The sequence below is a fragment of the Dyadobacter crusticola DSM 16708 genome, assembly GCF_000701505.1.
In the GTDB taxonomy this organism is placed as follows: domain Bacteria; phylum Bacteroidota; class Bacteroidia; order Cytophagales; family Spirosomataceae; genus Dyadobacter; species Dyadobacter crusticola.
Window position 1 is genome coordinate 84995 of record NZ_JNJB01000016.1, and the last position, 25989, is coordinate 110983.

The 25989-nt window shown below is 47.7% G+C and carries 27 protein-coding genes; 20 read left to right on the top strand and 7 right to left on the bottom strand.

Translation table 11 applies throughout. The features are described 5' to 3' along the window. Positions 1 to 85 precede the first annotated feature (85 nt). From Q369_RS27830 to Q369_RS0118620, 11 genes are all read left to right on the top strand, one after another. Positions 86 to 271 (top strand): hypothetical protein, encoded by a 186-nt coding sequence (locus tag Q369_RS27830; RefSeq protein WP_031529282.1) that lies wholly within the window; start codon positions 86 to 88, stop codon positions 269 to 271. After that, positions 249 to 539 (top strand): hypothetical protein, encoded by a 291-nt coding sequence (locus Q369_RS0118575; protein WP_035333690.1) that lies wholly within the window; start codon positions 249 to 251, stop codon positions 537 to 539. The genes Q369_RS27830 and Q369_RS0118575 overlap by 23 nt, the downstream gene beginning before the upstream one ends. 182 nt (positions 540 to 721) lie before the next feature. Continuing rightward, positions 722 to 1750, top strand: a complete 1029-nt coding sequence (locus Q369_RS0118580; RefSeq protein ID WP_031529284.1) for a sensor histidine kinase — start codon at positions 722 to 724, stop codon at positions 1748 to 1750. A 110-nt stretch (positions 1751 to 1860) separates the two neighbouring features. Next, on the top strand, positions 1861 to 2922 hold the full coding sequence (locus Q369_RS0118585; RefSeq protein WP_157488243.1) for a sensor histidine kinase: 1062 nt from the start codon (positions 1861 to 1863) through the stop codon (positions 2920 to 2922). A 42-nt stretch (positions 2923 to 2964) separates the two neighbouring features. Then, positions 2965 to 3750, top strand: a complete 786-nt coding sequence (locus Q369_RS0118590) for a LytR/AlgR family response regulator transcription factor (RefSeq protein ID WP_031529286.1) — start codon at positions 2965 to 2967, stop codon at positions 3748 to 3750. Positions 3751 to 3930: 180 nt separating this feature from the next. Beyond that, complete coding sequence (locus Q369_RS0118595) at positions 3931 to 4908, top strand: c-type cytochrome (RefSeq protein WP_031529287.1); 978 nt, start codon at positions 3931 to 3933, stop codon at positions 4906 to 4908. A 22-nt stretch (positions 4909 to 4930) separates the two neighbouring features. After that, positions 4931 to 5647, top strand: coding sequence for a hemerythrin domain-containing protein (locus Q369_RS28430; RefSeq protein ID WP_031529288.1), 717 nt, complete (start codon positions 4931 to 4933; stop codon positions 5645 to 5647). A 16-nt stretch (positions 5648 to 5663) separates the two neighbouring features. Next, on the top strand, positions 5664 to 6809 hold the full coding sequence (locus Q369_RS0118605; protein WP_031529289.1) for an FAD-dependent monooxygenase: 1146 nt from the start codon (positions 5664 to 5666) through the stop codon (positions 6807 to 6809). Next, the gene (locus tag Q369_RS0118610) at positions 6806 to 7381 is read left to right on the top strand and encodes a hypothetical protein (RefSeq protein ID WP_031529290.1); all 576 of its coding nucleotides are present in this window, start codon (positions 6806 to 6808) and stop codon (positions 7379 to 7381) included. The genes Q369_RS0118605 and Q369_RS0118610 overlap by 4 nt, the downstream gene beginning before the upstream one ends. A 2-nt stretch (positions 7382 to 7383) precedes the next feature. Continuing rightward, entirely contained in the window at positions 7384 to 10452 is a 3069-nt protein-coding gene (locus tag Q369_RS0118615; protein WP_031529291.1) for a T9SS type A sorting domain-containing protein, read from the top strand. Positions 10453 to 10607: 155 nt separating this feature from the next. Beyond that, a complete protein-coding gene (locus Q369_RS0118620) occupies positions 10608 to 11861 on the top strand; it encodes a cation:proton antiporter (protein ID WP_035333691.1) in 1254 nt (417 codons plus the stop codon). Between the two features lie 9 nt (positions 11862 to 11870). Here the strand turns inward: Q369_RS0118620 and Q369_RS0118625 are convergent, their stop codons facing one another. Further along, positions 11871 to 12428, bottom strand: coding sequence for a heavy-metal-associated domain-containing protein (locus tag Q369_RS0118625; RefSeq protein WP_031529293.1), 558 nt, complete (start codon positions 12426 to 12428; stop codon positions 11871 to 11873). A 77-nt stretch (positions 12429 to 12505) separates the two neighbouring features. Between Q369_RS0118625 and Q369_RS0118630 the strand changes: the two genes are divergently transcribed. Then, complete coding sequence (locus Q369_RS0118630) at positions 12506 to 12901, top strand: hypothetical protein (protein WP_031529294.1); 396 nt, start codon at positions 12506 to 12508, stop codon at positions 12899 to 12901. A 10-nt stretch (positions 12902 to 12911) separates the two neighbouring features. After that, a complete protein-coding gene (locus Q369_RS0118635; RefSeq protein ID WP_031529295.1) occupies positions 12912 to 13355 on the top strand; it encodes a hypothetical protein in 444 nt (147 codons plus the stop codon). A gap of 31 nt (positions 13356 to 13386) precedes the next feature. Here Q369_RS0118635 and Q369_RS28435 read toward each other — a convergent pair whose 3' ends face one another. The 5 genes from Q369_RS28435 to Q369_RS0118660 all read right to left on the bottom strand — a co-directional run bounded on the left by Q369_RS28435 (position 13387) and on the right by Q369_RS0118660 (position 18565). Next, positions 13387 to 13806 (bottom strand): Fur family transcriptional regulator, encoded by a 420-nt coding sequence (locus Q369_RS28435; RefSeq protein ID WP_051664144.1) that lies wholly within the window; start codon positions 13804 to 13806, stop codon positions 13387 to 13389. 55 nt (positions 13807 to 13861) lie between these two features. Continuing rightward, positions 13862 to 14335, bottom strand: a complete 474-nt coding sequence (locus Q369_RS0118645) for a DUF4625 domain-containing protein (protein WP_031529297.1) — start codon at positions 14333 to 14335, stop codon at positions 13862 to 13864. A gap of 93 nt (positions 14336 to 14428) precedes the next feature. Next, a complete protein-coding gene (locus Q369_RS0118650) occupies positions 14429 to 15394 on the bottom strand; it encodes a DUF4625 domain-containing protein (RefSeq protein WP_031529298.1) in 966 nt (321 codons plus the stop codon). 17 nt (positions 15395 to 15411) lie between these two features. Next, a complete protein-coding gene (locus tag Q369_RS0118655; protein WP_031529299.1) occupies positions 15412 to 16116 on the bottom strand; it encodes a DUF4625 domain-containing protein in 705 nt (234 codons plus the stop codon). 40 nt (positions 16117 to 16156) lie between these two features. Continuing rightward, positions 16157 to 18565: a TonB-dependent receptor gene (locus Q369_RS0118660; RefSeq protein WP_084165785.1), complete on the bottom strand. Its 2409-nt coding sequence runs from the start codon at positions 18563 to 18565 to the stop codon at positions 16157 to 16159. Positions 18566 to 18794: 229 nt separating this feature from the next. Here Q369_RS0118660 and Q369_RS0118665 point away from each other — a divergent pair, with 229 nt between their 5' ends. From Q369_RS0118665 to Q369_RS0118675, 3 genes are read left to right on the top strand one after another with little or no spacing between them, the layout of a single operon-like run. Continuing rightward, positions 18795 to 19451: a DUF2975 domain-containing protein gene (locus Q369_RS0118665; RefSeq protein WP_157488245.1), complete on the top strand. Its 657-nt coding sequence runs from the start codon at positions 18795 to 18797 to the stop codon at positions 19449 to 19451. Positions 19452 to 19454: 3 nt separating this feature from the next. Then, positions 19455 to 19655, top strand: coding sequence for a helix-turn-helix domain-containing protein (locus tag Q369_RS0118670; protein WP_031529302.1), 201 nt, complete (start codon positions 19455 to 19457; stop codon positions 19653 to 19655). 19 nt (positions 19656 to 19674) lie between these two features. Beyond that, positions 19675 to 20724, top strand: a complete 1050-nt coding sequence (locus tag Q369_RS0118675) for a serine hydrolase domain-containing protein (RefSeq protein WP_031529303.1) — start codon at positions 19675 to 19677, stop codon at positions 20722 to 20724. A 16-nt stretch (positions 20725 to 20740) separates the two neighbouring features. On the opposite strand, the gene Q369_RS0118680 is transcribed toward Q369_RS0118675, so the two are convergent. After that, complete coding sequence (locus Q369_RS0118680) at positions 20741 to 22171, bottom strand: TlpA family protein disulfide reductase (RefSeq protein ID WP_031529304.1); 1431 nt, start codon at positions 22169 to 22171, stop codon at positions 20741 to 20743. 204 nt (positions 22172 to 22375) lie between these two features. Here Q369_RS0118680 and Q369_RS0118685 point away from each other — a divergent pair, with 204 nt between their 5' ends. The 4 genes from Q369_RS0118685 (at position 22376) to Q369_RS0118700 (ending at position 25932) form a co-directional block, all read left to right on the top strand. Further along, positions 22376 to 23356 carry a helix-turn-helix domain-containing protein gene (locus tag Q369_RS0118685; RefSeq protein WP_031529305.1) on the top strand — a complete coding sequence of 327 codons (981 nt, stop codon included), beginning with the start codon at positions 22376 to 22378 and terminating at the stop codon, positions 23354 to 23356. Positions 23357 to 23436: 80 nt separating this feature from the next. Then, on the top strand, positions 23437 to 24525 hold the full coding sequence (locus tag Q369_RS0118690; RefSeq protein ID WP_031529306.1) for an alkene reductase: 1089 nt from the start codon (positions 23437 to 23439) through the stop codon (positions 24523 to 24525). Positions 24526 to 24726: 201 nt separating this feature from the next. Then, positions 24727 to 25422: a TlpA family protein disulfide reductase gene (locus Q369_RS28440; protein WP_051664146.1), complete on the top strand. Its 696-nt coding sequence runs from the start codon at positions 24727 to 24729 to the stop codon at positions 25420 to 25422. Positions 25423 to 25482: 60 nt separating this feature from the next. Further along, positions 25483 to 25932 (top strand): hypothetical protein, encoded by a 450-nt coding sequence (locus tag Q369_RS0118700; protein ID WP_031529308.1) that lies wholly within the window; start codon positions 25483 to 25485, stop codon positions 25930 to 25932. Positions 25933 to 25989: the final 57 nt, after the last annotated feature.

Genomic DNA, 25989 nt, shown 5'->3' on the forward strand with positions numbered 1-25989 from the left:
ACCGGTCCTGGAATATGCCAGCTCGTTGATGGAATATCCCATTCCGTCCGAATATGTTCTTCCTGGATGTAAGCCGACTGCAAATTTGTCTTTAAACAAAATAAACGGTATCTTACTTATCACTCGCACTTACAGCTACGCCGGCGACAGGATCACGCAGATCCACCAGACGAACAATCGTAAAAAACTGGAAATGCAGTTCCGTTTCTACTACAACCAGAACGGAAATCTGACTGAAAAACGCGAGTATGTCAAAAACCAGCTTTTTTGATACTTATTCCGGCATGAAACTCGCGAACTACGACAACAAGCGGAATGTAGAAAACCTCTGGACAATCTATCCGTTTTTGCAGGGATATCAATTTTCAAAAAACAATCCCGGCTCGATCCGGTTTTATCGATTCGACGGAAATGTAGAGAAAGAAGTGCCTGGCCGCAAGACAATCCGCTACGAATACCTGGCAAACGGGTGCCCCGCCAGACGGACAGAACAGAGCGATAATGGAAGCCTCTTAACAACTTACAACTACACAGATTAACAACAGAGAAGGTGAAACTTGATCCAGAACAGCCTGTCCGCTGGAATCCCAATTCATTCACATCTTTACCCAAGTCATCGACAAGTCTTTTTACATTATATGAAAAGATGGCATCTTTATAGCGGGAGATAAAAGCGGGTTTTGGCATAAATTGATTAAAGCAGTCTGTTGAGAGAACGTAAATGATGAAGTTGCCGAAATACATTACAAGCGAATATCCGCTGATGCTGGGCATCCTGGTCCCCTATTCGCTGCTGCTGAACTTCCTCATTTTCTCAAAAGCCCTTTTTTCGAATGCAACGTTGTTTGTGGCAACCGCCCTGATCACCTTAACCGTGAAGGTAATTGCCTGGCAGCTGCACACATGGATCGCGATGGTTATGGCGAAACGATATCACAAGGATAGCCAGACCATGCACCGGATCGGTATCTCGCTGGTGCTGTTCCTGCCGCTGACTGCGCTGGTAAACACATTCATTTTCTGGATGTATCATCAGGCAGGTCTCTACCAGTTTGACCTGATAAACTTCGGCATTGCATTGCTTTCAGGAATCGGCCTGAACCTGCTTGCGACATTTTTGCATGAAGGTGTAGCCAATTTCGAGAAATGGAAACTGGCATTGACTGAAACCGAGCAGTTGAAAACGGAATATGCCAAAAGCAGGCTCGAAGGATTGAGAACGCAGGTCAACCCCCATTTTTTGTTCAATAGTATCAATACACTTTCCAGCCTGATCAGCGAGGACCCCGAGAAGGCGGAAGTGTTCCTGGACGAAATGTGCAAAGTTTACAGGTATCTGCTCAACAGCGACAGGGGCGAATTTGTGAGCCTGCAAAAGGAACTGCAGTTTATTAAATCCTGGTCCTACATCCTCAAAGTAAGATATGGTTCCGCAATCCGGTTTGACCTGGAAGTGGCAGACAGTTCACTGCAAAAGCGCATTCCGCCGCTCACGTTGCAACTGTTGATCGAGCACATTATCAGTCGGAATATGATCAGCAAATCGCAGCCTTTGCAGATACGCATTGCCACCTCTGCTGATAACTGGCTGGAACTTTACCATACCAATGCGTTGAAGATTGATGCGCAGGAGGAGGACGATCACACCAATATGCATAGCGTGCTCAACAAGTTCCGGCTGCTTGATCTGGCCCCGGTGCGCATTACCAGGCAGCAGGAGTTTCAGCTGATAGAAATACCGCTGACCTGATTTGTTAACTATTATACCCATTCCATTATTTTAATGTGCCAATTCATCTGATAGCATTTGTTTGTAGCAAGACCGAAATTGAAATTTGCAAAACCGAAAGCAACCCCGAAATGAACCGTTACAAACCTTCCACCCTTGAATGGCTGACATTGTTTGTAATGTTCCCTGTCCTGATCACCACCGCGGGCTATCAGCTGTTTGGCAGGCGGTACTTTGACGACGCCGAGGTATATCTCGTCACAACGCTGATTATCGGTACCGTGTCGGTTTCGTTCTGGTACATTCACTTCGGACTGATCCGCAGGCTTTCAGTGATCTTTGTAACATTGCCCGAGATGTGGAAACGGGTAGTTGCTCTGATACTTCTGGATATCTGGGTGGTCAAGATCAATATGGCCGTGATATTTTACGGGTTCGACTGGCTTCATATTTTCGGGTACTCGTTTGTACAGGACGATTTTATGTTCAGCTCAATCATCGGGATCATTGTTACCGTGATCGGGATTACTATATGCGAGGCGGAGTATATTTTTCGTAAATGGAAGGAAAGTCTGGCTTTAAAAGAACGCGCTGAAATGCAGTTTCATGAACAGGAATTTGAAAACCTGATCAGGCAGATCAACCCGCATTTTCTATTCAATAACCTGAATGCATTGTCGTCGCTGATCACAAGCAACCCAGCTAAGGCCGAGTACTTTCTGGATGAGCTCAGCAAGGTTTACCGGTATCTGATGCGCAATAACCAGGAGGCACTGTCCACGCTGGGCAGCGAGGTACTCTTCATCCGGTCGTACATGGCGCTACTTCAAATCAGGTACCAGGACGCGGTGTTCTTACAGGTGGATGGCGTAAGCGAATTTGAAGACCGGCTGCTGCCCTCTTTATCCCTGCAGCTGCTGGTCGAAAATGCGGTGAAGCACAATGTGGCCCGCAGAAATCAGCCGCTTACGATCAGCATTTCAGTTGATGAGCAGCAAAGGCTCGTTGTTGAGAATAATATACAGAAGAAATCAGGGAGTGTCTCTTCCAATGGCGTGGGGTTATCCAACATTTCTGTTAAATACAAACTGCTCAACCAGCCCGAAGCTGTCATAGAAAAAGACGAACATCACTTTCGGGTGCGGCTTGCCTTGCTGGAAAAGCCACATCTCACAGCACATAGTTATCCATAATTGCATGACCGGTCTGAATTGCAAACAAAATCTAAACACCACATGAAAGTTCTTATCATTGAAGATGAAGATCTGGCAGTTGCCAAATTAAAGCGTTCACTTCGGAGCATTGAAAAAGACATTGACATAGTCGGCATTACCGACAGTATCGAATCTTCCGTCGCCTGGCTCAGCAGCAATCCGGCACCGGACATTATCCTGGCGGACATTGAGCTGGTGGACGGTCAGAGCTTTGAGATATTCAACCGCGTGCAGGTGACCAGCACTGTCATTTTCACAACCTCCTACGATGAGTACGCCCTGAAAGCATTTAAGGTAAACAGCGTCGATTACCTGTTGAAGCCGGTGCAAAAAGAGGAGCTGGAAAACGCATTGAACAAATTTTCCAGCTGGATCGACAAACCGAAAACGGCCGAGGCAGCGGAGCCGGTGGTCGTGAATGTCGAAAACCTGGCCTTACAACTGCATCAGCGGCTCAACACGCAGAATTATAGAAAGCGTTTTCTGGTAAAAAGTATCCAGAAGCTCGTGTCCGTGAACGTGGAGGATATTGCTTACTTCTATTCTGACGAGAAGCTCAACTTTTTTCGGACGTATAGTAATAAACGGTACGTGGTAGACTATACCATGGACGAGCTGGAAACGATGCTCAAACCCGAGGATTTCTACCGCATCAGCCGCTCGTTTTTCGTTGCGCCCGAATCGTTGGAGCAGATCAGCGATTATTTCGGACACCGTTTGGTGTTAAAACTGCGTCCCGACCACGAAAAAGAGGTGATCGTAAGCCGCGAAAAAGTGACTGAATTCAAGAATTGGCTGGGCAAATAACCTTCATCGGCGATTTCCCCAATTCGTCAGCAAGTATGCCCGTCCCGTCGGTTTGCGGTTGCCGCATTGCACGCTAAGCCGCAATTTTGTCTGGAAACAAGGGAGTTGAGGGTGCTGACACAATCCGAGCGTGCCGCCCCCAGCAACCATCATATCTTGATTTTTACCAAAACAAAAAAAGTGAAAGCATTGAAAATTGCCGGCAAAATCCTTGCTGGCCTGATCGCCCTGATAGCGACTGTGATGATCTATGTTAAAACAGCGCTTCCTAACACAAGCCCCGCGCCGGATATCAAAATCGAAAGAACAGCGAAACGCATTGAGCGGGGTAAATACCTGGCAAACCATGTCACTGTTTGTATGGACTGCCACAGTACACGCGACTGGTCAAAATACGCGGGTCCGATGACGAGCGAAGGATTTGGCGCTGGCGGCGAGGCGTTTACAACGGAAATGGGCTTCCCCGGGAAATTTTTCGCACCAAATATCACACCTTATGCACTGGCGGGATGGACAGACGGTGAAATTCTCCGGGCCATTACGACCGGCGTAAATAAGAATGGAAAAGCATTGTTTCCCGTAATGGCGTACCACCGTTTCGGGCGGCTGGACCAGGAGGATGTATACTCCATTATTGCTTATATCAGGGAATTGCCGGCTGTCAAAAAGGACGTTCCGCCATCAGAGCCTGACTTTCCTGTCAATTTCATTATCAACACAATGCCTCAAAAAGCGGAGTTTTCCAGAATTCCCTCTGAGCGGGACCAGGTTGCCTATGGTAAATACCTGGTGACTGCGACTGGCTGCGTGGATTGCCATAGTAAAACCAGCAAGGGCAGTGTCATACCTGGAACGGAATTCGGCGGGGGAATGGAGTTCAGCAGTCCGGGCGGTATTTTGCGCTCGCCGAATATTACCATGCATGCGCAGACCGGCATTGGAAAATGGACAAAAGAAATGTTTGTACGGCGCTTCAAAGCTTATGCCGACAGCGGCTACATTTCACCAAATCTTTCACCGGGCGAGCTCAACACACCAATGCCCTGGACGATGTATGCAGGCATGAAAGAAAAAGATCTCGAAGCCATTTTCGCCTATCTGGGATCAGTGAAGCCCATTGAACACCAGGTGGTCAGAGTTGAAAAGAAAACCAAATAGTCATTATAAAACCAGATTAGCCATGAGATACAACATTTTTAACTCAATCCATAAAGCGCTGAAAGCGATATGCTACGAGAATGCATTGGAAATTCAGCGCACAGACTTCCCTGACTTGGAGGAAGCTGAGAAAACGATCGAAAACCTTGAAAAAACCTTAGCACTGCTCGACATGCATTTCAAACACGAAAGCGATTTCATCCATCCGCTGTTAGAGAAAGTCGACATGGATATTGACCGCCGTTTTCGTGAAAAGCACATCGAAAGCAGGTTTTTGGCAGAAAAAGCAAGAATTGCCGCAAAGGACTTCGCGTTTTGTCATTCAGAAAATGACAGGATACAGAAAGGAAAGCTGATCTCCGATTGCTTCGAAGCACTACTCGCCTTTAATCTGACACTGTTTATCAAGGAGGAACAGGTGCTGAACCAAATGCTTTGGGGCAGCTACTCTGACGAAGAGATAATGGCCGTTGAACAACAGATCATTGCGAGCGTGCCTGAGGATATTCTTGAACTAGAAACCGTGTGGATGATGCGCTCGCTCAATAATTCAGAGATTAGCAAGTGGTTGCTCGGCATCAGGGAAACGGCTCCCGGACCTGTATTTGAATCGCTGCTTTCACTGGCCCGGAAAGAATTGCCTGGTGCCCGATTTGAAAAGCTGCTTACGGTTTTTTCAATGGATATACCAAATGAATACGCTCATTTTGACGAGCACACGGTCCTGAATATATTCTGAAATCTAGGCGACAACCATGAATATCACCATCGTCGGGGCCGGTATCGCAGGCCTCACAGCGTCCATTGCCTTTAAGAAGGCCGGCTATGAAACAACGATTTTCGAAGCAGCGCCGCAAATCACAGCAGCGGGTGCCGGTCTGGGGTTGGCTCCCAATGCCATCAGGGCGCTCTCTACCCTCGGAATAATGGAAGACATTGTCCCTCTGGGAAGAAAATTGCCATACTTCCGCATTTTAGATCGCTCGGGGAAGATCATTTCGGAAAACAACAGTAACGCGATCAGTGACAAATTTGGGCTGGACAATTTCACGATCCACCGTCACAAACTGCATACAGCTTTACTGAAACATGTTGATCCGGCTTCAATTTTCACGAATAAGAAAGTGACCGGTCTGGAAAAAGGAGGAAAAAAGGCGAAGCTCTACTTTGCCGACGGCTCATGCGAAAAGACGGATTACCTGGTTGTGGCAGATGGGATTAATTCTCTGTTAAGAACAAAGCTCGTCCCCGCCGCTGTGCGGCGCTATGCAGGCTACACCTGCTGGCGCGGCGTGATAGACGCCCCTGACCTGCGGATCAATGGCGCATCTGAAACCTGGGGCCAAACGGGACGTTTCGGAATAGTACCGCTTGCGGATGGGAAAGTGTACTGGTTCGCCTGTATCAAAGCCGCCGAAAATGACGCTAAATACAAGGCTTTTACAGCCGAGGATCTTTATCAGCATTTCAGCCGGTTCCATGATCCTGTTCCTCAGATTTTGCAAACAGCATACGGCAGCCCATTGATCCACAATGATATTTACGACCTTGCTCCGCTCGACCATTATGCTTTCGATAATATCCTCCTCATCGGTGATGCAGCGCACGGGGCCACTCCGAACATGGGACAAGGTGCATGCCAGGCTATCGAGGACGCGGCAACCCTATTGGTGGAGCTCAACAAGGATCAAACGCTCGAAAAAGCATTCACTGCATTTGAGGAAAAGCGGTTGAAACGGACACAGTACATCATCAACCAGTCCAGAAAAGTAGGTGAGCTTGCGCAGATCGGACATCCGTTATTTGCCGGGCTGCGGAATGCAGCCATGCGGTTTGCGCCTGCGTGGGTTACAGAAAAGCAGTTTGAGAAGCTGTATAACATCACTTTTGAAGCGCAGTGAAACCCTCCACAGCAGAACAGATCGCCGCCATTTGCTTCGGCTGCCTGATCGTCCTTTTTATAGGACTCGCCATATACAGCGAACCATTTTTCAACTGGGCTTATGCCCGGCACCAGAATCAGCTGAGCTGGTATATCCGGCCACTGTTCCTGATTCCGTACTGCTACTTTTCCTTCCGGCGCAGCCTGGCCGGCGTTTTGGGTACGGTATTCCTGCTACTGACCAGTATGTTCTGGTTTCCCAGTCCGGAGAAAGTACCTGAAAACGTAAGATTGTTCCTTGAATTTGAAAAAGAATGGCTGCGGGGAACATGGACATTCCAGAAAGCACTACTGGCAGCATTGGCGCCGGTATCGATGCTGCTATTATCCATAGCGTGCTGGCAAAGGAGCCTGGTAAGCGGAATGGCCGTACTGGTTTTAATCGCCTGCGGAAAGATCCTCTGGGCGGTCAGCGAATCCGGCGCAGCGGGCGGATCGATTATCATTCCCGCCATCACAGGGCTGCTGCTCTGTTGCCTGCTGGTCTACCTGGCTTTAAGAAGTTCGGGAGGCATTAATCTTAAACATTAGTCATGAAAAAAATATCACAACTCATCATGCTCTTAGTGAGCATGCACACGATGCTATGCGCCCAGGCGCCGACAACACCTACCCGGTCTGTGAAAACCTCCGGCATCACAGGCAACTCAATCAGGATTGACATCGAGCCAGGCAATGGTGAAAAGCGGCTGGTTTTTGTCAAAAAAGCCAGCGCAGTTGATGCATTTCCCGAAAACAACAAGAACTACCTGGCGAGAGCTGAATTTGGAACAGGTCAGGTGCTCAAAGGTTCTAACTATGTCGTGTACAATGGAACCGGTCAGAGTGTTACGGTCAGCAACTTAGAACCAAATACGACTTACCATTTTGCCTGTTTTGAATACAATCAGCCTTCCTCGCCCATTTACACACAAACCGCTGCGACAGCCAGCGCGCAGACGTTGGCAGGACCTATAGTGCCGACACAAAGCGCTATTTCCGCAGATGTGGAAGGCAACAGCCTAAAAATTATCTCTACCAGAGGGAATGGCAGCCGCCGTCTGATTATCCTCAAAAAAGGAAGTGCTCCGGTCGCAGTGCCTGAGAATGGAACGCGATACCCGGCGAACCCGGCTTTCGGTTCCGGCTTTCAGATCGCACCCGAAGAGTATATCGTGCATGATTCGGATGAGAACACCGCATCGCTGACCAATTTGCAGCCCGGGACTACTTACTATTTCCGCATTTATGAATTTGACATGGATCTGGCCGGTTATACGTATTATCTCAAAGACAAGTACCTGTCCGGGCAAACGAGTACCAGCGCGGAACCTTCGAACAATTCACAAGTAACATTAGCAGAGGTAACCGGCTCCTCGGCAACCCTTCTGTTTAGCAGTATCGCAGGTAAATACCGGCTGATCCTGATGCGCCAGGGAAGCCCGGTTTCCTCCGAACCTGTTGACCTTGTCCGCTATACCGGCGGAAGCAAGGATTACGGAGTAGGTGCGCAACTTGGTTCGGGTAATTACCTCATCGCGGGATCCACCAACGGGAACAGCTTCACGATAGGCAACCTGAAAGGCGGGCGTACCTATTATGCGGAGGTATTCGATTTCAATGGCTACTACGCCCCGGTTTACCGGACGCCGGGTACGGTTATCAAGATAGAAATCCCGAACGAGCCTACTCTTCCGCCTACTGCATTAGGCATGCAGCAGGTAGAAGGCAACAGCCTGCGCGCAGTGTGGACCAAAGGCAATGGAGCGAGAAGGCTGGTTGTGGCCAGGAAAAACCAGGCTGTTACCGCCAGGCCGGAAGATGGACTGAGTTATACTGCCAATGCGATTTACGGGCAAGGAAGTGCGCTGGCAGAGGACGAGTTTGTGGTTTACGACGGCGTAGAGGCGGGTTTTAGCTTGAAAGGTCTGGAACCACTTTCCGTTTACCATCTGGCTGTTTTTGAATACAACGTACCCGATAAGCCCGACTACCTGACCTCCTCATTTCTGTCCGGGTTCGTTTCAACTATTCCCTATCCCACGGTTCAAACTGGCCAGATTACCTTGAAGAGTGCTGAACCGACCCGCGCGACGATCGGCTTCCTGAAAGGAAATGGTGAAAGAAGAATGTTTGTTATGCGGCAGGATGGCGTGCCTGCGATAGATCCGCAGGATTTCAAAAGGCCGGATGTGAGCTCCAATTATGGCAGCGCTGAAATCGGCCCGGGCAATTTTGCCGTTTTCTCCACGACTTCCGCCACTGAATTCACCGTGAACAACTTGCGCCCGGCGACAACCTATCACGTCAATGCGTACGAGTTCAATGGCGCTCTGCAGCCTGCCTACCTCAGGCCCGCATCGACTTACAGCTTTACCACTCCTCAGCAGCAAGACCGGCCTGCTACTGATCCCGTCATTTCGGAAAGGGACGGCGACAGGTTGAGACTAAGCTGGACCAACGGCAGTGGCGATGGCCGAATGGTAATAGCCAGGGAAGGCTCGGCTCCGGATTTCCGCCCGCAAAATGGCAAAACATACATTGCAAACAGCCGTTTTGGAGAAAGTGAGGATCTGGGAAACGGTCAGTTTGCGGTTTTTACCTCCAATAGCCACTCTGTATTAGTAACTAATCTGCTGCCAGAATCCGGATACTACTTTGCAGTATATGAGTTCAAAGGATCCGGGGCGGGAACGATTTATCAAAGTGAAGATTTTCTCATCGCGACAGGCAATACTGCTCAAAAGCCAACCCACAGCAGTACAGAAATGATCGCCACATCCAGTGCAAACGCCATTAAACTGCGGTGGACCAGTGGTAATGGAGACGGGCGGATTGCGATATTAAAGGAAGGCAGCGCCGTTACAGCAATCCCGCAGAACCTGGTATCATATAATGCCAACTCCGTTTTTAAGTCAGGATCCCAGATCAGCAGCGGAGAATTTGTTGTGTATGCAGGCACGGGAAGTGAGGTAACTGTCACGGGGCTTGATGCCGACAAAGTATATTTTTATGCAGTTTTTGAAAGGAATGGACTCCATGCGCCGGTATATCAGGAAGCTGCGAGCTTGTCTGGCTCCGTAAAGACCAGCAGCCCATTGCCTGTCCGCCTGCTGTATTTCAGAGCACAGCGCACCCATGAAGGAGCTTCGCTCGAATGGGCAACTACCGAAGAGACAAACTCAGCATACTTTGTGATCGAGAGCGCATTTAATCCCTCGTCGGGCTTTGAAGCTATCGACACCGTGCGCTCTGCCGGAAACAGTAAAGAATTGCTCCGCTACCGATACGCTGCCAATGCAGGCAGCCCGCGAATGTGTTTCAGGCTTAAACAGGTTGACCTGGACGGGCAGTATGAATACAGCCGGATTGTAGCCATTTCAGAACAAAATGCATTCACCGGGCTATATCCGAATCCAGTCACAGATAAGCTTTATTTCGGGCGCGACGGTGATGCCAGCTTTGTCAGGATGAGTATTTATAACCTCTCTGGAACGCTGGTAAAAACGGCAGAGATCAGGGACAATGAACCGGCAGATGTAGCGGCCTTGCCCGCCGGCGTTTACGTGGTGGTCGCTGCGCGAGGTAACGCACAATACAGACAGCAAATAATCAAGCGATAATTTTTCATTGTAGTTTCAGTAAAGGAAGGAGCAGCTTTGCACCTTCCTTTCTTTTTTGACCGGGTACTGCTCTTAATTGACTACCCCCTGTCCCCCTGGCACTGGAATTGTAGGGCTGAATCAAATCAAACCAGCCACAATCACATTCCGACACTATGGACACCTATGTTCTTATTCTTTTAATTATCGGTGCCGCAGTTCTGGGAATGGCATGGATGCCGTCTTTTACAGCAAAAACCGGTATCTCCGACTCAGTGGTTTATGTGCTGCTGGGCGTGCTGGTTTTCAGCACGCTGGATATGCTTCCGAGCGCGGATCCATTGCTGCATCAGGATCATACGGTCCACATCACAGAGCTGGTTGTTGTTATATCGCTGATGGGTACGGGATTAAAGATTGACAAGCCGTTTTCGTTCAAAAACTGGCGGGTCCCATTTCGCCTTCTCAGCGTCACAATGTTGCTCTGTGTCGGAGCAGTCACCATACTGGCCTGGGCATTTTTGGGTTTCAGTGTGGCGTCAGCGGTTCTGCTGGCAGCTGTATTGTCCCCAACAGACCCCGTACTTGCGGCGGATGTTCAGGTTGGGCCGCCCATGGAAGGAGCGGGAGACGACGTGCGCTTTGCATTGACAGCGGAAGCCGGCATGAACGATGGTATGGCGTTCCCATTTACCTGGCTGGCGATTGCGCTGGCCGTCGCTTTACCGGGAACCCTCGGCGACGAATTAACCAAATGGGCTCTTGTCGACGTGCTTTATAAGATTGCCAGCGGCGTCATTCTCGGCTTTGTTCTGGGGCGACTTCTCGCTTACCTGGTACTAAACTTCTCCGAAAAGAGCCGCATGATCAAGCTCAATGACGGCTTCATTGCCATTGCCGGCGCGCTCGTCATCTTTGGCGGCGTAGAACTTTTACATGGCTACGGCTTCATTGCCGTTTTTGTAGCTTCGGTTACTTTCCGTAATTATGAAATCGACCACAATTTCCATAAAGACATGCATCAATTTTCGGAGCAAACCGAGCGGATACTGGTGGCTGTGGTGCTGCTTCTCTTCGGCGGCAGCTTGGTTGACGGCATACTCGACGCGCTAAGCTGGCAAATGATATTGCTTTCATTTGCATTTATCTTTATCGTCAGGCCGGTTTCCGGATTGATCGGGCTGCATGGAACTGCGCTGCATTTCAAGGAAAAACTGGGTATCAGCTTTTACGGTATCCGTGGAATCGGCTCCTTCTATTATCTGTCATTCGCATTGAAAGAAGCACATTTTCCGCATGCCAAAGAACTATGGTCAATCACTGCATTCATCGCGCTGCTGTCTGTTCTGATCCACGGCCTGACTGCTACAAAGGTCATGAGTTACCTGGAAAAGTATTTTGACAATCCGTCCAAAAAAGCCGAAGCTTAACGGCCCGATTCACAAGACCTTCACGGCATATCCCCGTTGCTGCAGCGCATTCACAATCTGCGAGGAACTTACCTGGTCACTCTTGAATGTAGCACTTACCGAGGCTCCATTCAACTTCACGGAAGCTGCTTTAATACCACGAATGGACTTGATATCTTCTTCTAACCGGCCGCCATTGAACTGGCCCGAAATGGCAAGCTCTATGCGCCGGTGGGTCTTGAACAGTTCGAACTGTCGTTGCGCCATGACCTGCTGTTCACTTCTGAAAGGTTCGAATACACCGATGATGAATCCGGCAAAAGCCACTGCAAAAGCAACATGGTAAGACCAAATTTCCAAACGGCTGTGAAATGGCGATTTGCCTGTGTAAAACCGGGTGAGTGATAGGCCCAGGTAAATCAGCATAACCAGCTGAATGCCTGAAATGAGCGGTTTATAGCGGATCAGAATGTCAAAATTTGAAGCAAATCCTGCCGCAATGCTTAAAACAGGAAAAAGGCAGCACCCAACATGCAGCAGTGATACCAGGAGAGATACAGGGAGGGAAAGAGCAGATTTACTAAGCATAAATTGGCACTAAATAGATGATTTGATAATTTTTACTGATATTTGCAACGTTGTTGCAAATAGTAAAGTTCGCTCAGATGAAAACAATCATTTATTTAGTCCCGCTGGCATTGATGCTGGGCTGTGGTGACGTCCAGCAGAAAAGTGAAGCACTCCAAAAAGCCAATCAGGTGCATATTGAATCAATGGACATTGCTACCAGCGTTGAAAAATCATTGGATAGCCTCCGCCGGGAGAATATAGTTCCGCCAGAGAAAAGCCGGCTGGATAGCATTGCCCGGCTGGTTGCCGAGTGGGAAGAAGCCGTGATTGAAGTTCCTGGTTTTGAGCATGCGCATCAGCATACGGAAGGACACCAGCATAAACCTGCTCCGCAGATGACAGACGAGTCCATGCTGGAATACCAGCTAAATGCCAGGGAAGCTATCGAGTCGATCAGAATGCAGCTCAACAATGCGCATCATCGGCAATAAATCTGTCAATATGAAAATACTGGTTATAACAGGCATATTGGCCTGCTCCATGCTGAGCTTTGCAGCTGATCCTCCGCTGTCGATCAGTTGGAAACAACTTTCGGATGTACGTTTCAGCCGCAAGTTCAACAAAGAACTTGGCATGCATTTCCTCTACCCAAACTTCGGACAAACCGTCCGGCAGCTTGAAGGAAGGCAAATCCGGATCAGAGGCTACATGATACCAGTCGACCCGGAAAGTAACATTTATGTTATTTCTGCGCAGCCTATGTCCATGTGTTTCTTTTGTGGGGGCGCGGGGCCCGAATCGATTGTCGAGTTGCAGTTTCGTGATAAAAAACAACTGTTTAAAACCGATGCGGTTAAAACAGTTAACGGAAAATTGAAATTAAACAGTCAGGACGTAGAGCATCTGAATTACATTCTTGAAGATGCTTCGATTGCAGAAAAGTGATGGTCAGCAGTGTACCATATCAATTTGAATGTCACAAAGCATTGGCACATTCCAAACAAATACCTTCGAGCAGCAGCCTTGCATCCTGGATATGACCTATTGATGAAACGCGCTTGATATACGTACTTGGAAGGGCAGGAAGTGCAGTGATGGCATCACAATGGTTGCATTTGAAATGCGGTGTGAGTATACCCTCTCCCCTGCTCTTCGGTTTCCGGTAATGAAATTGCGCGACGCCTTCTGAGTTGACAAGCCGCGTAAGCAGGCCTGCATTCACCAGATCGAGCAGCGTCCGGTACAGACTTACGCGGTCAATCTGATGATTGAGCAAGCATTGTAAACGTGCGTGCGACAATGACCTGTGCTGCTGCAGGAAGATCTCCAATACAGCAATGCGGTTCGCCGTCGGGCGAACCTTGCTTTCAATCAGAACTTGTTCTGTTTGCCCCACTCGGATGGTTGTTAGACAAGCGTTTTTAAAACATGCACAAAACCCCGTGCTATAATTATTTGATCTTGATACTAATCCCTCTGATCGTCTGCCAACCCTCTTTGTCGGTCAGCCGGATCATGAAGTGGTAATCTCCCGGGTCCACATCAGCCGGGACTTCAATCTGCTGGGAAGCCTCAAATCGCTGCTGATTATCATTGATATCAAAACTCTTGATCAACAGGAACGGATTCACCGGCTTTTTGACCGGATCAGTCTCGCAATCACTTACTTCGGTGCTGTGGGTATGATGGTCGAAGTTGTGGTGTATATCAATACTGTAAGAACCCAGCGCAATATTGTCCGAAAATGTCGCCTTGAATGTGAATGCTTTCCCGCGTTCCACAGTGCTGCATTGCACGGGAAAAGAACCTGGTGCCGCTGTGTCGATGACCGGATATTCAATATCGATGGCTGGCTTGTCTTTATCACAAGCGCCAGTCAGCAATGCAACCGATGCCGCCAGGAAGAGTTGTTTGATTTTTTTCATCAGGATCAATTAAATACGGGCCGGTGCATGGCTACACCGGCCCGGTGGTTTTTAGTTAAAGTTGATTAGCAGAGACATTGGTTTGGAAAACCGTTAGTTATAATCTATACCAAGCGGGATGCTTTTATGGAGCGTCTTGTTATAGGTGGTATTTTTATAGATCAATACCAAATTATAGTCACCCGTTTGCCAGGCCTTGTTGCCGCTGATCTGATTGGGAATGGGTGAGTTGTTATCCTTTTCAGCCCCGATAACCAGGTTGGGGATCATCCTGATTGTCTCGTAGCTCTCCTCATCGAACAGGAAGTTGCCGAAGTCAAAGACATTTTGTTCATTCTTATGTTCGAAAACATCATAAACAATGGCTTTGCTCAGATCCACTCCTTCAATCGTCTGCGGGTTGTAGTTCGCCGACTTTCTGATCAGCAGCACGTATAATTTCCCGTCCCCTTTTACAAATGAGATGTTAGCCTGTACCTGGATCGTATCGCCTTTTTTATAGCGCTCGGTAGAGTACTGGTCTTTATCGGCGTGGAAATCATAGAAATGCTGCCAGTTTTTATGAACCCAAAATCCCGAGATCATTGGCCTGACAGGCAGGTTTGCCCTTGAAAAAATCTCAAAATCCCGCCTTTCTTCCAGCTTGGAACCATTCTCATCGAATACAATCACGAAAAGGTCATACTTACCTTCCGCCGCATCTTCCGGAATGCTGAAATGCTTGTGAACAGTTGTATTCTTCAAGCCTTTGTACTGGTCCCAGGTAATCTCATGTTTCCAGGATTTGCTGTACGTTTCACCGTTTTTGGGCAAGATCTTTACTTCTACTTTGTCGATCTTATCGGCGGCGAGGATGTTGCCTTCGAAGTGAAAATCTTCGCCGATCACACCTATCCCTGCATTACCCAACCCCAGTTCCAGGTTCTCCAAAGTCGGCTTCGGCAGCTCTGGTTCCGGCGCGGGTTCATCTTTCTCGCAAGCAGAGAAGGTGATCATAATTGCCGCCAGCATAAGCGGTAAAAAGCTTTTGAAGGAGGGCTTGCCGTGCATAATTTTCATAGTTGGCAGATCAGCGATCATTTGTCAAAATGTTCTTCAAATTCATTTTCCTTTCCGGCCTGATCAGTCACTTTTAAATGCACGTGGTAATGTCCCGCGGGCGCGGCAGTGATATCAACATGCTTGTGAAAATCGAAAGCGGTCTGACCTACCATTGCAGCGTCTTTGAACTCAAACTCCTTTTCCCACTTCTCGCCGTGCACTTCCACGGTAACTGCGGCTATTTTGTTCGGCGCAGCAATTGCAGCTTCCAGGTGCAGCCCTTTTCCCGCGTCTTCAACTTCCACTGCGAAACCGGTCACAGCAGGCAGAGTTGGGTCTTTGATCACTTCCAGATCTGACTCTATCTCCGCTTTCTTACCATTTTTGTCGGTTACTGTTAAATGCAGGTGATAATTTCCCAGTGTTGCATTGGCTGGAACGTCAACATGCTCGTGCAGCTCTGCATTTTTGAGTCCGGCTAATTTGGTATACACCGTATCGAGCTTCCAGCCGCTGCCATTCTCGGGATGGATTTCCAGCTGAACCCGCTCGATATCGCCCGGAGCAACGATCTGGGCCTCAATGTGAAAGTCGCTGCCCGCCTGGGCTTTCTTGTTGTTGCCTGAGCCAATTTCGATACCCGTAATCGCAGGCGCAGCCACATCTACATCGTCATCATCATTACAGGACGCAAACAGGGCTCCCGCAAGCAGCAGGGCAAGCATTGATTTGATTTTCATTTTGTTTGGATTTATGGTGAGTAATAGAATTTAGAATGCATTAGCTGGGAGCCTTGCCCTTCAAGGCAAAAGGTATTTTGACGGCCAGGACGATATTGCGCCCCGCCTCGGGCAGTCCAATGAGCCTGTAAAAACTGGTATGGTTCAGGTAGCGCGTGTTCAGCGCATTTTGTACCTGAAGGCTTACTGACATAAGCTGCTGCCCGAGCCGCACGCTGCCACCTGCCGAAAAATCGATCACCTGATAAGCGGGTGTAGGCCGCTCGGGGGGCACAATCCGGTTTTGACGAGCCGTTAACCTGCAATCGACAGTCAGGTAAGCGTCAGGCAGCTTGTCGAAACTTGGCTGGTAAGTGAGGCTGGCAAGCGCAGAAGCCGGTGGTGAAAAGGGCAATGCATATCCCTGCTTCGCGCCAGATAGCTGCCGGGTGTACAGGTATTCCCCTGCCAGAGCGGCGCTCCAATGTTTGAAAAACTGATATTCCACCTGTAACTCGGACCCGTAGCGCAGCACGCGGCTTTGCGCGTAGTTGAAAACCTGGTTACCTGCGCCGTAGAAGTAATCGTGACGCGCGGTTGGGTTCAGGTAAATGTAATTGGGGAAATAATTCAGGAATGGGGTTACCTGCGCAGATAGGCGGGTGGTTTTACTGCCAAGTCCCAAATCGAGCTGGTAGGACTTTTCAGCTGACAAAGAAGGATCGCCTTTTTCGTAGCGGAAGTAGTGATAATTAACCCCATTTGCTGCCAGCTCCTTGGCAATCGGCATGCGGAAACCGGTGCCTGCATTCAGTTTCAGGAAAAAGACGCCGGGCACGTAATTGATCCCCGCCGACCAGTTCAAACTATTAAAAGTGCGCGTAAGCGCCTCCGCCCTGGTCAGCCGAATATGATTTCCGTTTTCAGGCTGAGAAACAAACCAGTCCTTGTATTCTTTAATTGCTATCCTGCCGCGATCAAACCGGATTGCAGCCTGAAACAGCAAGTCCTCATTCAACCTGATTTTATCAAAGACAAAAGCGCCGGCGCTGCCTTGCGTGAACGATGGAATTAGAAAGCCCCAGCCGCCGATGGTATTCTGCTGCTGCTCCCCGCTTGCGCCGATCGTTAGATTATGTTTATTCCAGGCAAACTCACTTTTAACATTGGCGGAAAAAACCGTTTTGTCATATTCCCGCTCCAAAGTCTCGGGCGCAGACTGTTCACTTGGATACAATGGTGGCATATACCCATGATTGACATACTGGCTATGCTCCTGACGGAAGTTGCGCTGGTAACCCAGCTCCAAATCCACGTGGGCGTGGCCAATGCGCAACTCGCTGCGATTGATGATTTTGGTATGCGAGACCTGCTGAAAAGGGAGCTGAATGTCCCGTGAGGACCGGTCATGCAAGTCCAGATCTACCCGCCGCGGTTCCAGTCCATGCGCATTGGCGAAAAAGCCACTTTTACTGAATGTGTGACTCAGGTAAAATACAGACTGGAATGGTTCTGTGACCCAGCCTGTGCGCAGGTGCAGGTTCCGCTCCTGCCCTGCCGTATTTCGCAGCTGGCTACGATGAAGCGGCACAGCATAATCGTAAACAAAAATGGTATCGGCAGGTACGCGGTAGTCTCCGTACTGTTGCCAGGTGACCCGCGCGTCGGCAAAAACGCGGTCTTTCCTTCCGTAAAGGTTGAATGAACCTCCATAGAGTGCATTGTTGCTTTTGGCTGCCAGGTCGAATGCGCCGCCGGCTGAATGAGGCGCTGGTACCGCCGCAGGTTTGATATCAATGGCCCCGCCAATCGCCTCTGAACCGTACAAGAACGCAGATGGTCCTTTGATCACCTCTACCCTGCCGGCTGCAAACTGGTCTATCTCCAAAGCATGATCTGCTCCCCATTGCTGGCCTTCATGACGAATACCGTTTTCCACCACCACTACCTGATTAAACCCAAGTCCGCGGATCAGCGGTTTTGAAGCGCCAGAGCCAATGCCAATGGTTTTGACGCCGGGTAATTTCTCCAAAGATTGCATTAGGCTCCCCCCCAGGTTACGCCTTAGATAGTCTGCATTGACGATATCAATATGGAGCGAAACCTGCTGCTGCCGCGACTGCGCATAATCGTCTTTAACTGTAACTTCCCGCAACTGTGCCTCATCGGCTGCCAGCAGGATATCGTCCAGCTGCAAAGCGTCGGACGACATTGTGAATGAATTGGACGAGGTCTGAAAACCCACGAATGAAACGGTAACACTATGTTTGCCCTGCTCAACCCGCTCGAAACGAAACGCGCCATTCACATCACTTAGCTGAACAATCTTTTCGGGCATCAATGTGATCGTTGCCCCTACCAGAGGCTGGTGCGTACTGCTGACCACTTTGCCAGACAACGCCTGCCCCAAAACCTTCACAGGCGACGCAGTCAGCAATGTTATCAAACAAAAAAGTACACGTATCCTCATTAATTCCGACTTTCTCAGCAAGCCACCGCCTTATGAAACAATGTTGCAAATAAAGCTTTGTTAATTTAAACGTGCAACCTTGTTGCAATAATTATTATAGCAGTGGTTACATCCGGCGGGTTTCAAGCTGGTTCCAAGTACACCGCATTTGATATCAACTCGACCAAAATGTAAAAGTTATTTTATGTTTTGCATAAAATAATTTGTGTTTTACATAACATACATTAATTTGGCAGAAAAAAAGCCGATGAACGCACTGGGGCATAGATCCATTTCTTCTTTTCTGAACAGGGCCATTACCGTGGTCTGGTACCTGGAATTCTTGTTTTTACTCACACCGGCGCTGGTCTTTTTGGAGGACAACCATCTTCGGTATTCCTGGCCGCTCACGCTGAACACAGCTGAGACCAAGCCAGCCATAACGCCGGTCGGTGATCAGATAGCCCGCTTTGCGCTGCATGACAGAAACGAGCTGGAACAGGTTACCCGTGAGCAAACACTGTCGTTTGAAGACAGTACTTTAGGCAGAAAACTGCTGCAAACGGCCCATAACCTGGTTTATATCGCTTTGATCATGTTTGTGACCTGGCAGTTAAAGCAGCTTTTCTCAGGCTTTTCAGCTAATCAGCCATTTGAGCCCAAGAATGCAGCCAGAATAAAGTGGATTGCCTTTGCTGTGTTATCCCTGGCGTTTTTTGATATACTCGAAACTTTCCTTCACTATTACTACACCCGCTCGACCATCCTGCTTTCGGGCGCGCGATTCGATTGGTACAATGATAGTTTTGATGGACGGACGTTGCTGTTCGGATTATTACTACTCGTGCTGTCCGAGGTATTTCAAAGGGGAGCCGAACACCAGGCAGACAGTGAGTCGATCTTATAACCTATGGCAATTATCATAAACCTGGATGTGGCGATGGCAAAAAAGAAGATGTCACTGACCGAATTATCCGAAAAACTGGGCATTTCTATGACAAACCTTTCGCTGCTTAAAACGGGGAAAGTCAAGGGAGTACGCTTCTCCACCCTAGAAGCCATTTGTAAGACACTGGACTGTAAACCAGGCGATATACTGGACATCGAATAACCTTTTAAGCTTCAAATTTATGAACACTACAAGAGCCATTTTCATGGCTGCAGGAATCCTATTGCTCTCTGCCAGGATAGCAGCGCAGGACAAAACCAGCAAGATCGACAGCTTAATGCACGCGCTTTATGCAGCCGGCCAGTTTCAGGGATCAGTATTGGTAGCTGAGGAGGGCCGGGTCATTTACCGGAATGGATTTGGCTATGCGGATGTGAGGGACTCGTTGCCAAACAGTTATAATATAGCCTTTTACATTGCCTCATTAAACAAACCATTTACTGCATTACTTATTATGCAGCTGGTAGAAGCGGGCAGGATGACAACCGCTCATACGCTACGTGACTATTTTCCTGAGATTAAAAACGCGAAGCTCGCCGACGTTACGATCCATCAGCTGTTATCTCACACCTCTGGTATCCCCGATTTCGTCGATCCCTCCGTCATTTCTCAAAAGAACCTGACTACTGCCTGGCTTACCGGCGAATTGAACAAGATCACGCCACCCTCAGAGCCCGGCAAAGCCTTTGTTTATGCCAATTCCACCTATGTTTTGCTGGCGAATATCATAGAACAAGTAACAGGACGGAGTTATGCGGAGCATTTGAAAATCCAGATTCTGGATAAATGCAACATGAGCAGCTCTGGCAGTCTGATAGACGGAAGTGTTCCTAAGCGGCTTGCCAGGGGGTATGTAAAGAGTGGCAGTTCCCTTGTCGAAGCCAGTTATATCAATCCCGCCGTTTTTACGGGAGCTGGATCGATGTTTTCGACTGTTGAGGATCTATATCAATTCGACCAGGCCCTGTACACCGAGCAGCTCATCTCAAATGAATTTAAAGAATTGATTTACAACAGCTCCGGCACCTACGGCTACGGATGGTTCATTCGGTCTTTCCCAGGTATCGGCAAGGTAGTATATCATGAAGGAGGTATACCATGTTTTGCAAGTATCCTATTCAGGCCCATTGAAAAGAGGTATTGCATCATCCTATTAAGCAACGACGAATCAACGAATCCATATAAACAGTCAATTGTAAAAAGCATTACAGGCATACTGCTTGCTCAGTGATTGTTTACAGTTGACCCTATTTGTACGTAGTCACCTGGATCTTATCGTTGTTAATGACCTTTCTAAGACTTTCAAAATGGCTCTTGCCCAGGCGTGGCGCATAAACATCTTTTAACATATGATCCTTATCCAGAAAAAAATATCTGGGAATGGAATATACGGTATAATACTTCACCAGTTCGGATTTGAGACCATCCTGAATGAGAAATTGATTGTCAACTATGTTGTCTTCCAACACAGCCTTTTCCCATGATTTCTGGTCTTTGTCAATTGATAGGTATACCAGACGTATTTTCTCTTCACTCAATAACGCTTTGCTTTTCTCAGATTCTTCAATATCATAACGGCAAGGCAAACACCAACTTGCCCAAAAGTCGAAATACGCGGCGCTACTTTTGTATTCCATCATAAATTCTCTAAGTGTCTTCTTTTCTTTGTCTTTAAACCGGATCAAAATAGTGCGATCCAAGACGTCGTCGGGAATCGCCTTATTTAGATAGTTGTACTCGGTAAATTTCTTCGTCAGATACTCGCCGTATATCGTATCGGTAATGGACAGCATTGCCTTTTTTAAGACAGCGTCAAAGGTATTGGAAGTATCAATCGATGATGAATTTATTACATAGAAGCCAATTAATGAAGATGTAAGAAAATCGTTGCTCTTACCTTTTGTTTTCAGATTTATGTCTTGATATAGAGCACTGAAATTGGCTCTGATATCGTCGCGCTTAGACTTGGACAGTATGAATCTGCTGCGTAAATAATCTGAAAATTGCCGATATCCGATGATCTTTTCATCAAGTACCGACAGATCACGAATATCCTTCATGTAGTCTGCAGGAAGTTGCACTTGCGGATTTGAGCGTTTGGGAGCATCTAACAAAGATTGATATTCATAAGCGAGCAGTCCAGACAGGAGTGCTTTATCAACAGGCTGATTAGAAGCAAATTCATTTAAAAAATCAATCTCTTTTTTATGAAAGCTATCAACTCTCGCTTTATATGCTGATAGGTTTTCGGTAAATGAGTATAAGGGTGTTTTTATTTTGTCGGCACGAAGATGATCATTCAAATCATTTAAAAATGCCGAGTTACCGGCATTCTGTCCGGAAAAAGAAATATTCTTATTATTGCCGTCCTTTAATATTTCAAACTTCTGATTACTGCCAGGTGACACAAACATTTCCCAACTGCGGCCCTTGACAAACAATTTGAGAATCTGAGGATGTTCAATGTTAAATTTCAGAGTGAATTCGCCACGCTCATTTTGCGTCGACTTAGATACGACAATAAGTTCATTAATATCTAGAAATGGAGGGGCATCATATAGAACAACTTCATCGATTGACTTATCATTCGTTATACCTGAAACTACAACCCGAGAATCAGTCTCTTGCGAAAATGATTCAAAAGCAACTAGCAGAAAGGAAGTCAATAATCTTTTCATGGCCGACAGTTTTAGTTTACTAATGATTATGTTTGAGAAATTTAATCAAGTAAGTACCTTTTTACAGGCCCTGTTGCTTTGATATAGTGTGAGAAACGCTGCGGAGTGATTATCAGAAAGGTATTCTTGATGTAAATTAATAAATTCTTCGCGGCTTCATCATGTAATGAATGGAACGTACAGAAAACTGCCATTATAATAGCAATGCGATTTGAGTTTATCCCCCAACCCGGCTTCGATTTTTTGAATGCTTTTTCCGAGCAGTTCAATGTGCCTCTTAGCGGCGATGAGCTGATCATTCCGAAAGAAATGGGAGAAGGCAGTATTCGCAGGGTCCAGTTCTCCGCTGGCGTAAAAATGATTGTACACCATTACATTTTAAAACAGGATTTTGAACTTACCCGCGTCGGTACTGCTGAACCGGGTGATCTGGTGAGCGTCATATTTCACAGCAACGAGACTGCCGCATCGCTGGTTGCAGGCGGCGGACCTGTGCAGCTCTCGGGATCGACAGACTTTGCTGTCCAGATTGCTTCGACAGACCTGAATTCCGATATCCGGTTTGCTGCTCATAGCGAGGTCTTCTTCACTGTGCTGGGAGTCGATCGCAGTGTACTTCGCGGGCTGCTCGCCATCGATCAGCCAAACCGTACCATAGAGACCATCCTGACCGCAGGTACTGGGTTCCTGTTCTATGAAAGAATGACGCCGGATTTTCACAAAATCCTGAAACAACTTACCCTTACAAACCAGTCACACGATCTGCGCCATTTCCGCGATTGGATCAATGTTCAGCAGCTGCTTTACCTGCTGTTTGAAGTACTTCAAAAACGAGGCACAGCGAAGCACAATATGCTCCACAAACAAGATGCGGAGCGCCTGATGCTCGTCAGGACGGCTGTGCTGTCTGACCTGAGTGTGCCTCCCCGCCTCGCGGAGCTGGCCAGGATGGCGGGGATGAGCGAAACGAAACTGAAAGACCAGTTCAAACAGGTTTTCGGGGACAGCATTTATAACTATTTCCAAAAAGCGCGAATGGAAGAAGCCGCATTTCTGCTCCGTCATAGCGGGAAATCGGTTTCCGAGATTGGCTACAGTCTGGGCTTTGTGAACCTCAGTCATTTCAGCAGGTTATTTGAAAAGATGGTTGGGTTAAAACCTAAAAAATACGCTTCCGGCGGATAGGACTGTTATTAAGGCAGATCAGGTTATTTTGTTCCTTCCAGACCGAGCACCTTTGTGTATCAAATTTAAACACGAAGGAAATGAACAAGATTTTTTCGCCCTTTTCCAAACGAGGGCTCAGCCTTAAAAACCGGCTGGTGATGGCACCGATGACCCGCAGCCGCGCCATTAACAACCTCCCGAATGAATTGATGGCGCAGTACTACGCCCAACGCGCCGGCGCCGGCCTGATCATTACCGAAGGCACAGCGCCCTCACCTGCCGGCCTGGGCTATCCGCGCATTCCGGGCATTTTCTCCGAAGAACAGGTACAAGGCTGGAAACTAGTTACGAACCAGGTACATGCAGCCGGGAGCAAAATATTTGTGCAGCTGATGCATACCGGGCGCATTGGACATCAATACAATCTGCCCGACGGAGCTGAACTGGTAGGTCCTTCCACATTGAAGGCAGCAGGTCAGATTTTTACCGACCAGGCAGGTATGCAGGACCATTCCGAGCCGGTTGCGCTTTCTGAGGAAGGCATACAGGAGGTTGTACAGGAACATGTGAAGGCAGCGCGCAATGCAATCAGCGCTGGATTTGAAGGAATCGAACTTCATGGGGCCAACGGTTACCTGATCGAGCAATTCCTTAATCCTGGCGTAAACACCCGCACAGACCAATATGGTGGCAACATCGCAGGACGAGCCAGATTAGCGATCGAGCTGGCGACTGAAATTGCGGGAGCGATCGGAAAAGAGAAAGTAGGTATCCGCTTTTCACCTTTTTCTACCTTGGGTGACCTGCCGGTATACGACGAAGTGGAAGTCCATGAAACTTACGTATGCCTGGCTGAACAATTGGAAAAAATTGGCGTTGCATACCTGCACATCGGTGTAACTGCCGCAATTCCTGAAAGTACATTGAATGCAATACGTCAATCATTCACAGGTACTATCATTCTGTGCAATGGGTTCACACCGGAAACTGCACAGACTACCCTCGACAAAGGGTCCGCGGATCTTGTCGCATTCGGAAGATCTTTTTTGGCGAATCCAGACCTTGCAGCACGCATAGAAACCGGCGCAGCACTCAATGAGGTTGATTTCGCTACCTTATATACCCCGGGCGCGGAAGGCTACACCGACTATCCCGCCTTATCCGACACTACCCGCTCCGACAAGTAGCGGGATTGATTTTCTGAACAAAAAAAGCATTACAACCGGCTGTACAGAATTACAGAAGCTCATGCTGTGGCGCGCGTCACAGACATTCATCCCGGAAGGATATGTTCCTGCCGGGATTTGGTGTTTGTGTTTTGAAGTTCTTGTGTGTATATTCCACAAGCCGGCTTGGCGATTATCATTTGATCTAATCCTTGCAGAGACATGGCGCATCAGGTTTTCAAACTAGCGATATTATTGCTTTTCGCCACAAGTTCCAGCGCTACTGCACAAGTTGCAAAACCGCGGGTGTATATAGATTCCATTGGTCGTCGGTTTACAAAAGCTCAGTTTGATAGTATCAGCGCTGCGAACAGGGGTAAGCCGATTGCGTTGAATGACCGGATAGAAAACGATCAGGAAGTCCAGTTTACATTTGAAGTTTTAACCGTTAATCCGCTTGAAGCATTTTCAAATAAATGGGTCGGCCAACCTTTCCCTGAATTTAAAGTAAAGGATATTAATGGGAGGCTATATCAAAATGGTTCTTTAAATGGAAAAGTAGTTGTGTTCAACTTTTGGTCAACTACCTGTGCCCCGTGTATCGAAGAAATGCCAAGACTTAATGAACTTGTAAACAGCTATACCAAACAACCCGTTGTATTTCTGGCACCGTCTCCGGAGCATGCCGAAAAGATTGTGAAAAGTCTGGCTAAACATCCATTTAACTACAACATTTTGCCTGACGCAAGTCCATTGTTTACATCATTAGGCATTGACGGTTATCCGTACCACATCATTGTTGATAAAACGGGAATAATCAGGGCCATTTACCGAGGATCACGTACAGACCTGGTAACAAAGCAGCCCATTCTGAATGAAGGGATTGTGAATTCAATTGAAGGGATCTTAAAAAAATAGCGTGCAATATCATTTCCACCGGAACAACAATTGATTTTGAATAACAGAAAATACATTTAAATGGCTAAACTGATTTTCATTTTTCTAAGGTTTGGTTTCTTTTGGAACAACAATATCGAACAAAGAGCCTGTCAGCAAAGCCCGATTCCGTTTGAATTTATACGCGATTTCCCAATAAAAATCGACGGCGGATGCAGCTTCTACACCTTCGATACGACCAGCTTGTCCAACAATAAATTTATCCTGGTAGTAAGTGCGCACAAAACCGCATTCTTCCAGAGCAACGAGAAATTTGTCTACCTCGATCACGTGAGCAGGAAGCCGACTACAAATGGATACGTAGACAATTTTGAGGGATCAGGCTATCGGATTACGATAGATGTAAATAAAACCAAAAGGATCATGAATACGCACACCGAAGTCGCCGGAACTTTAAGAATAACCAAAAAACAAGTCATAAAAACGCTTGCCATTCATGGCATTAATGAGGAGTTTGAGGTGAATCGATAGATGCTTGAGCAAGGCAATACATCTATGAACTTACAAGTGAGTAATTGTTTAGTAATG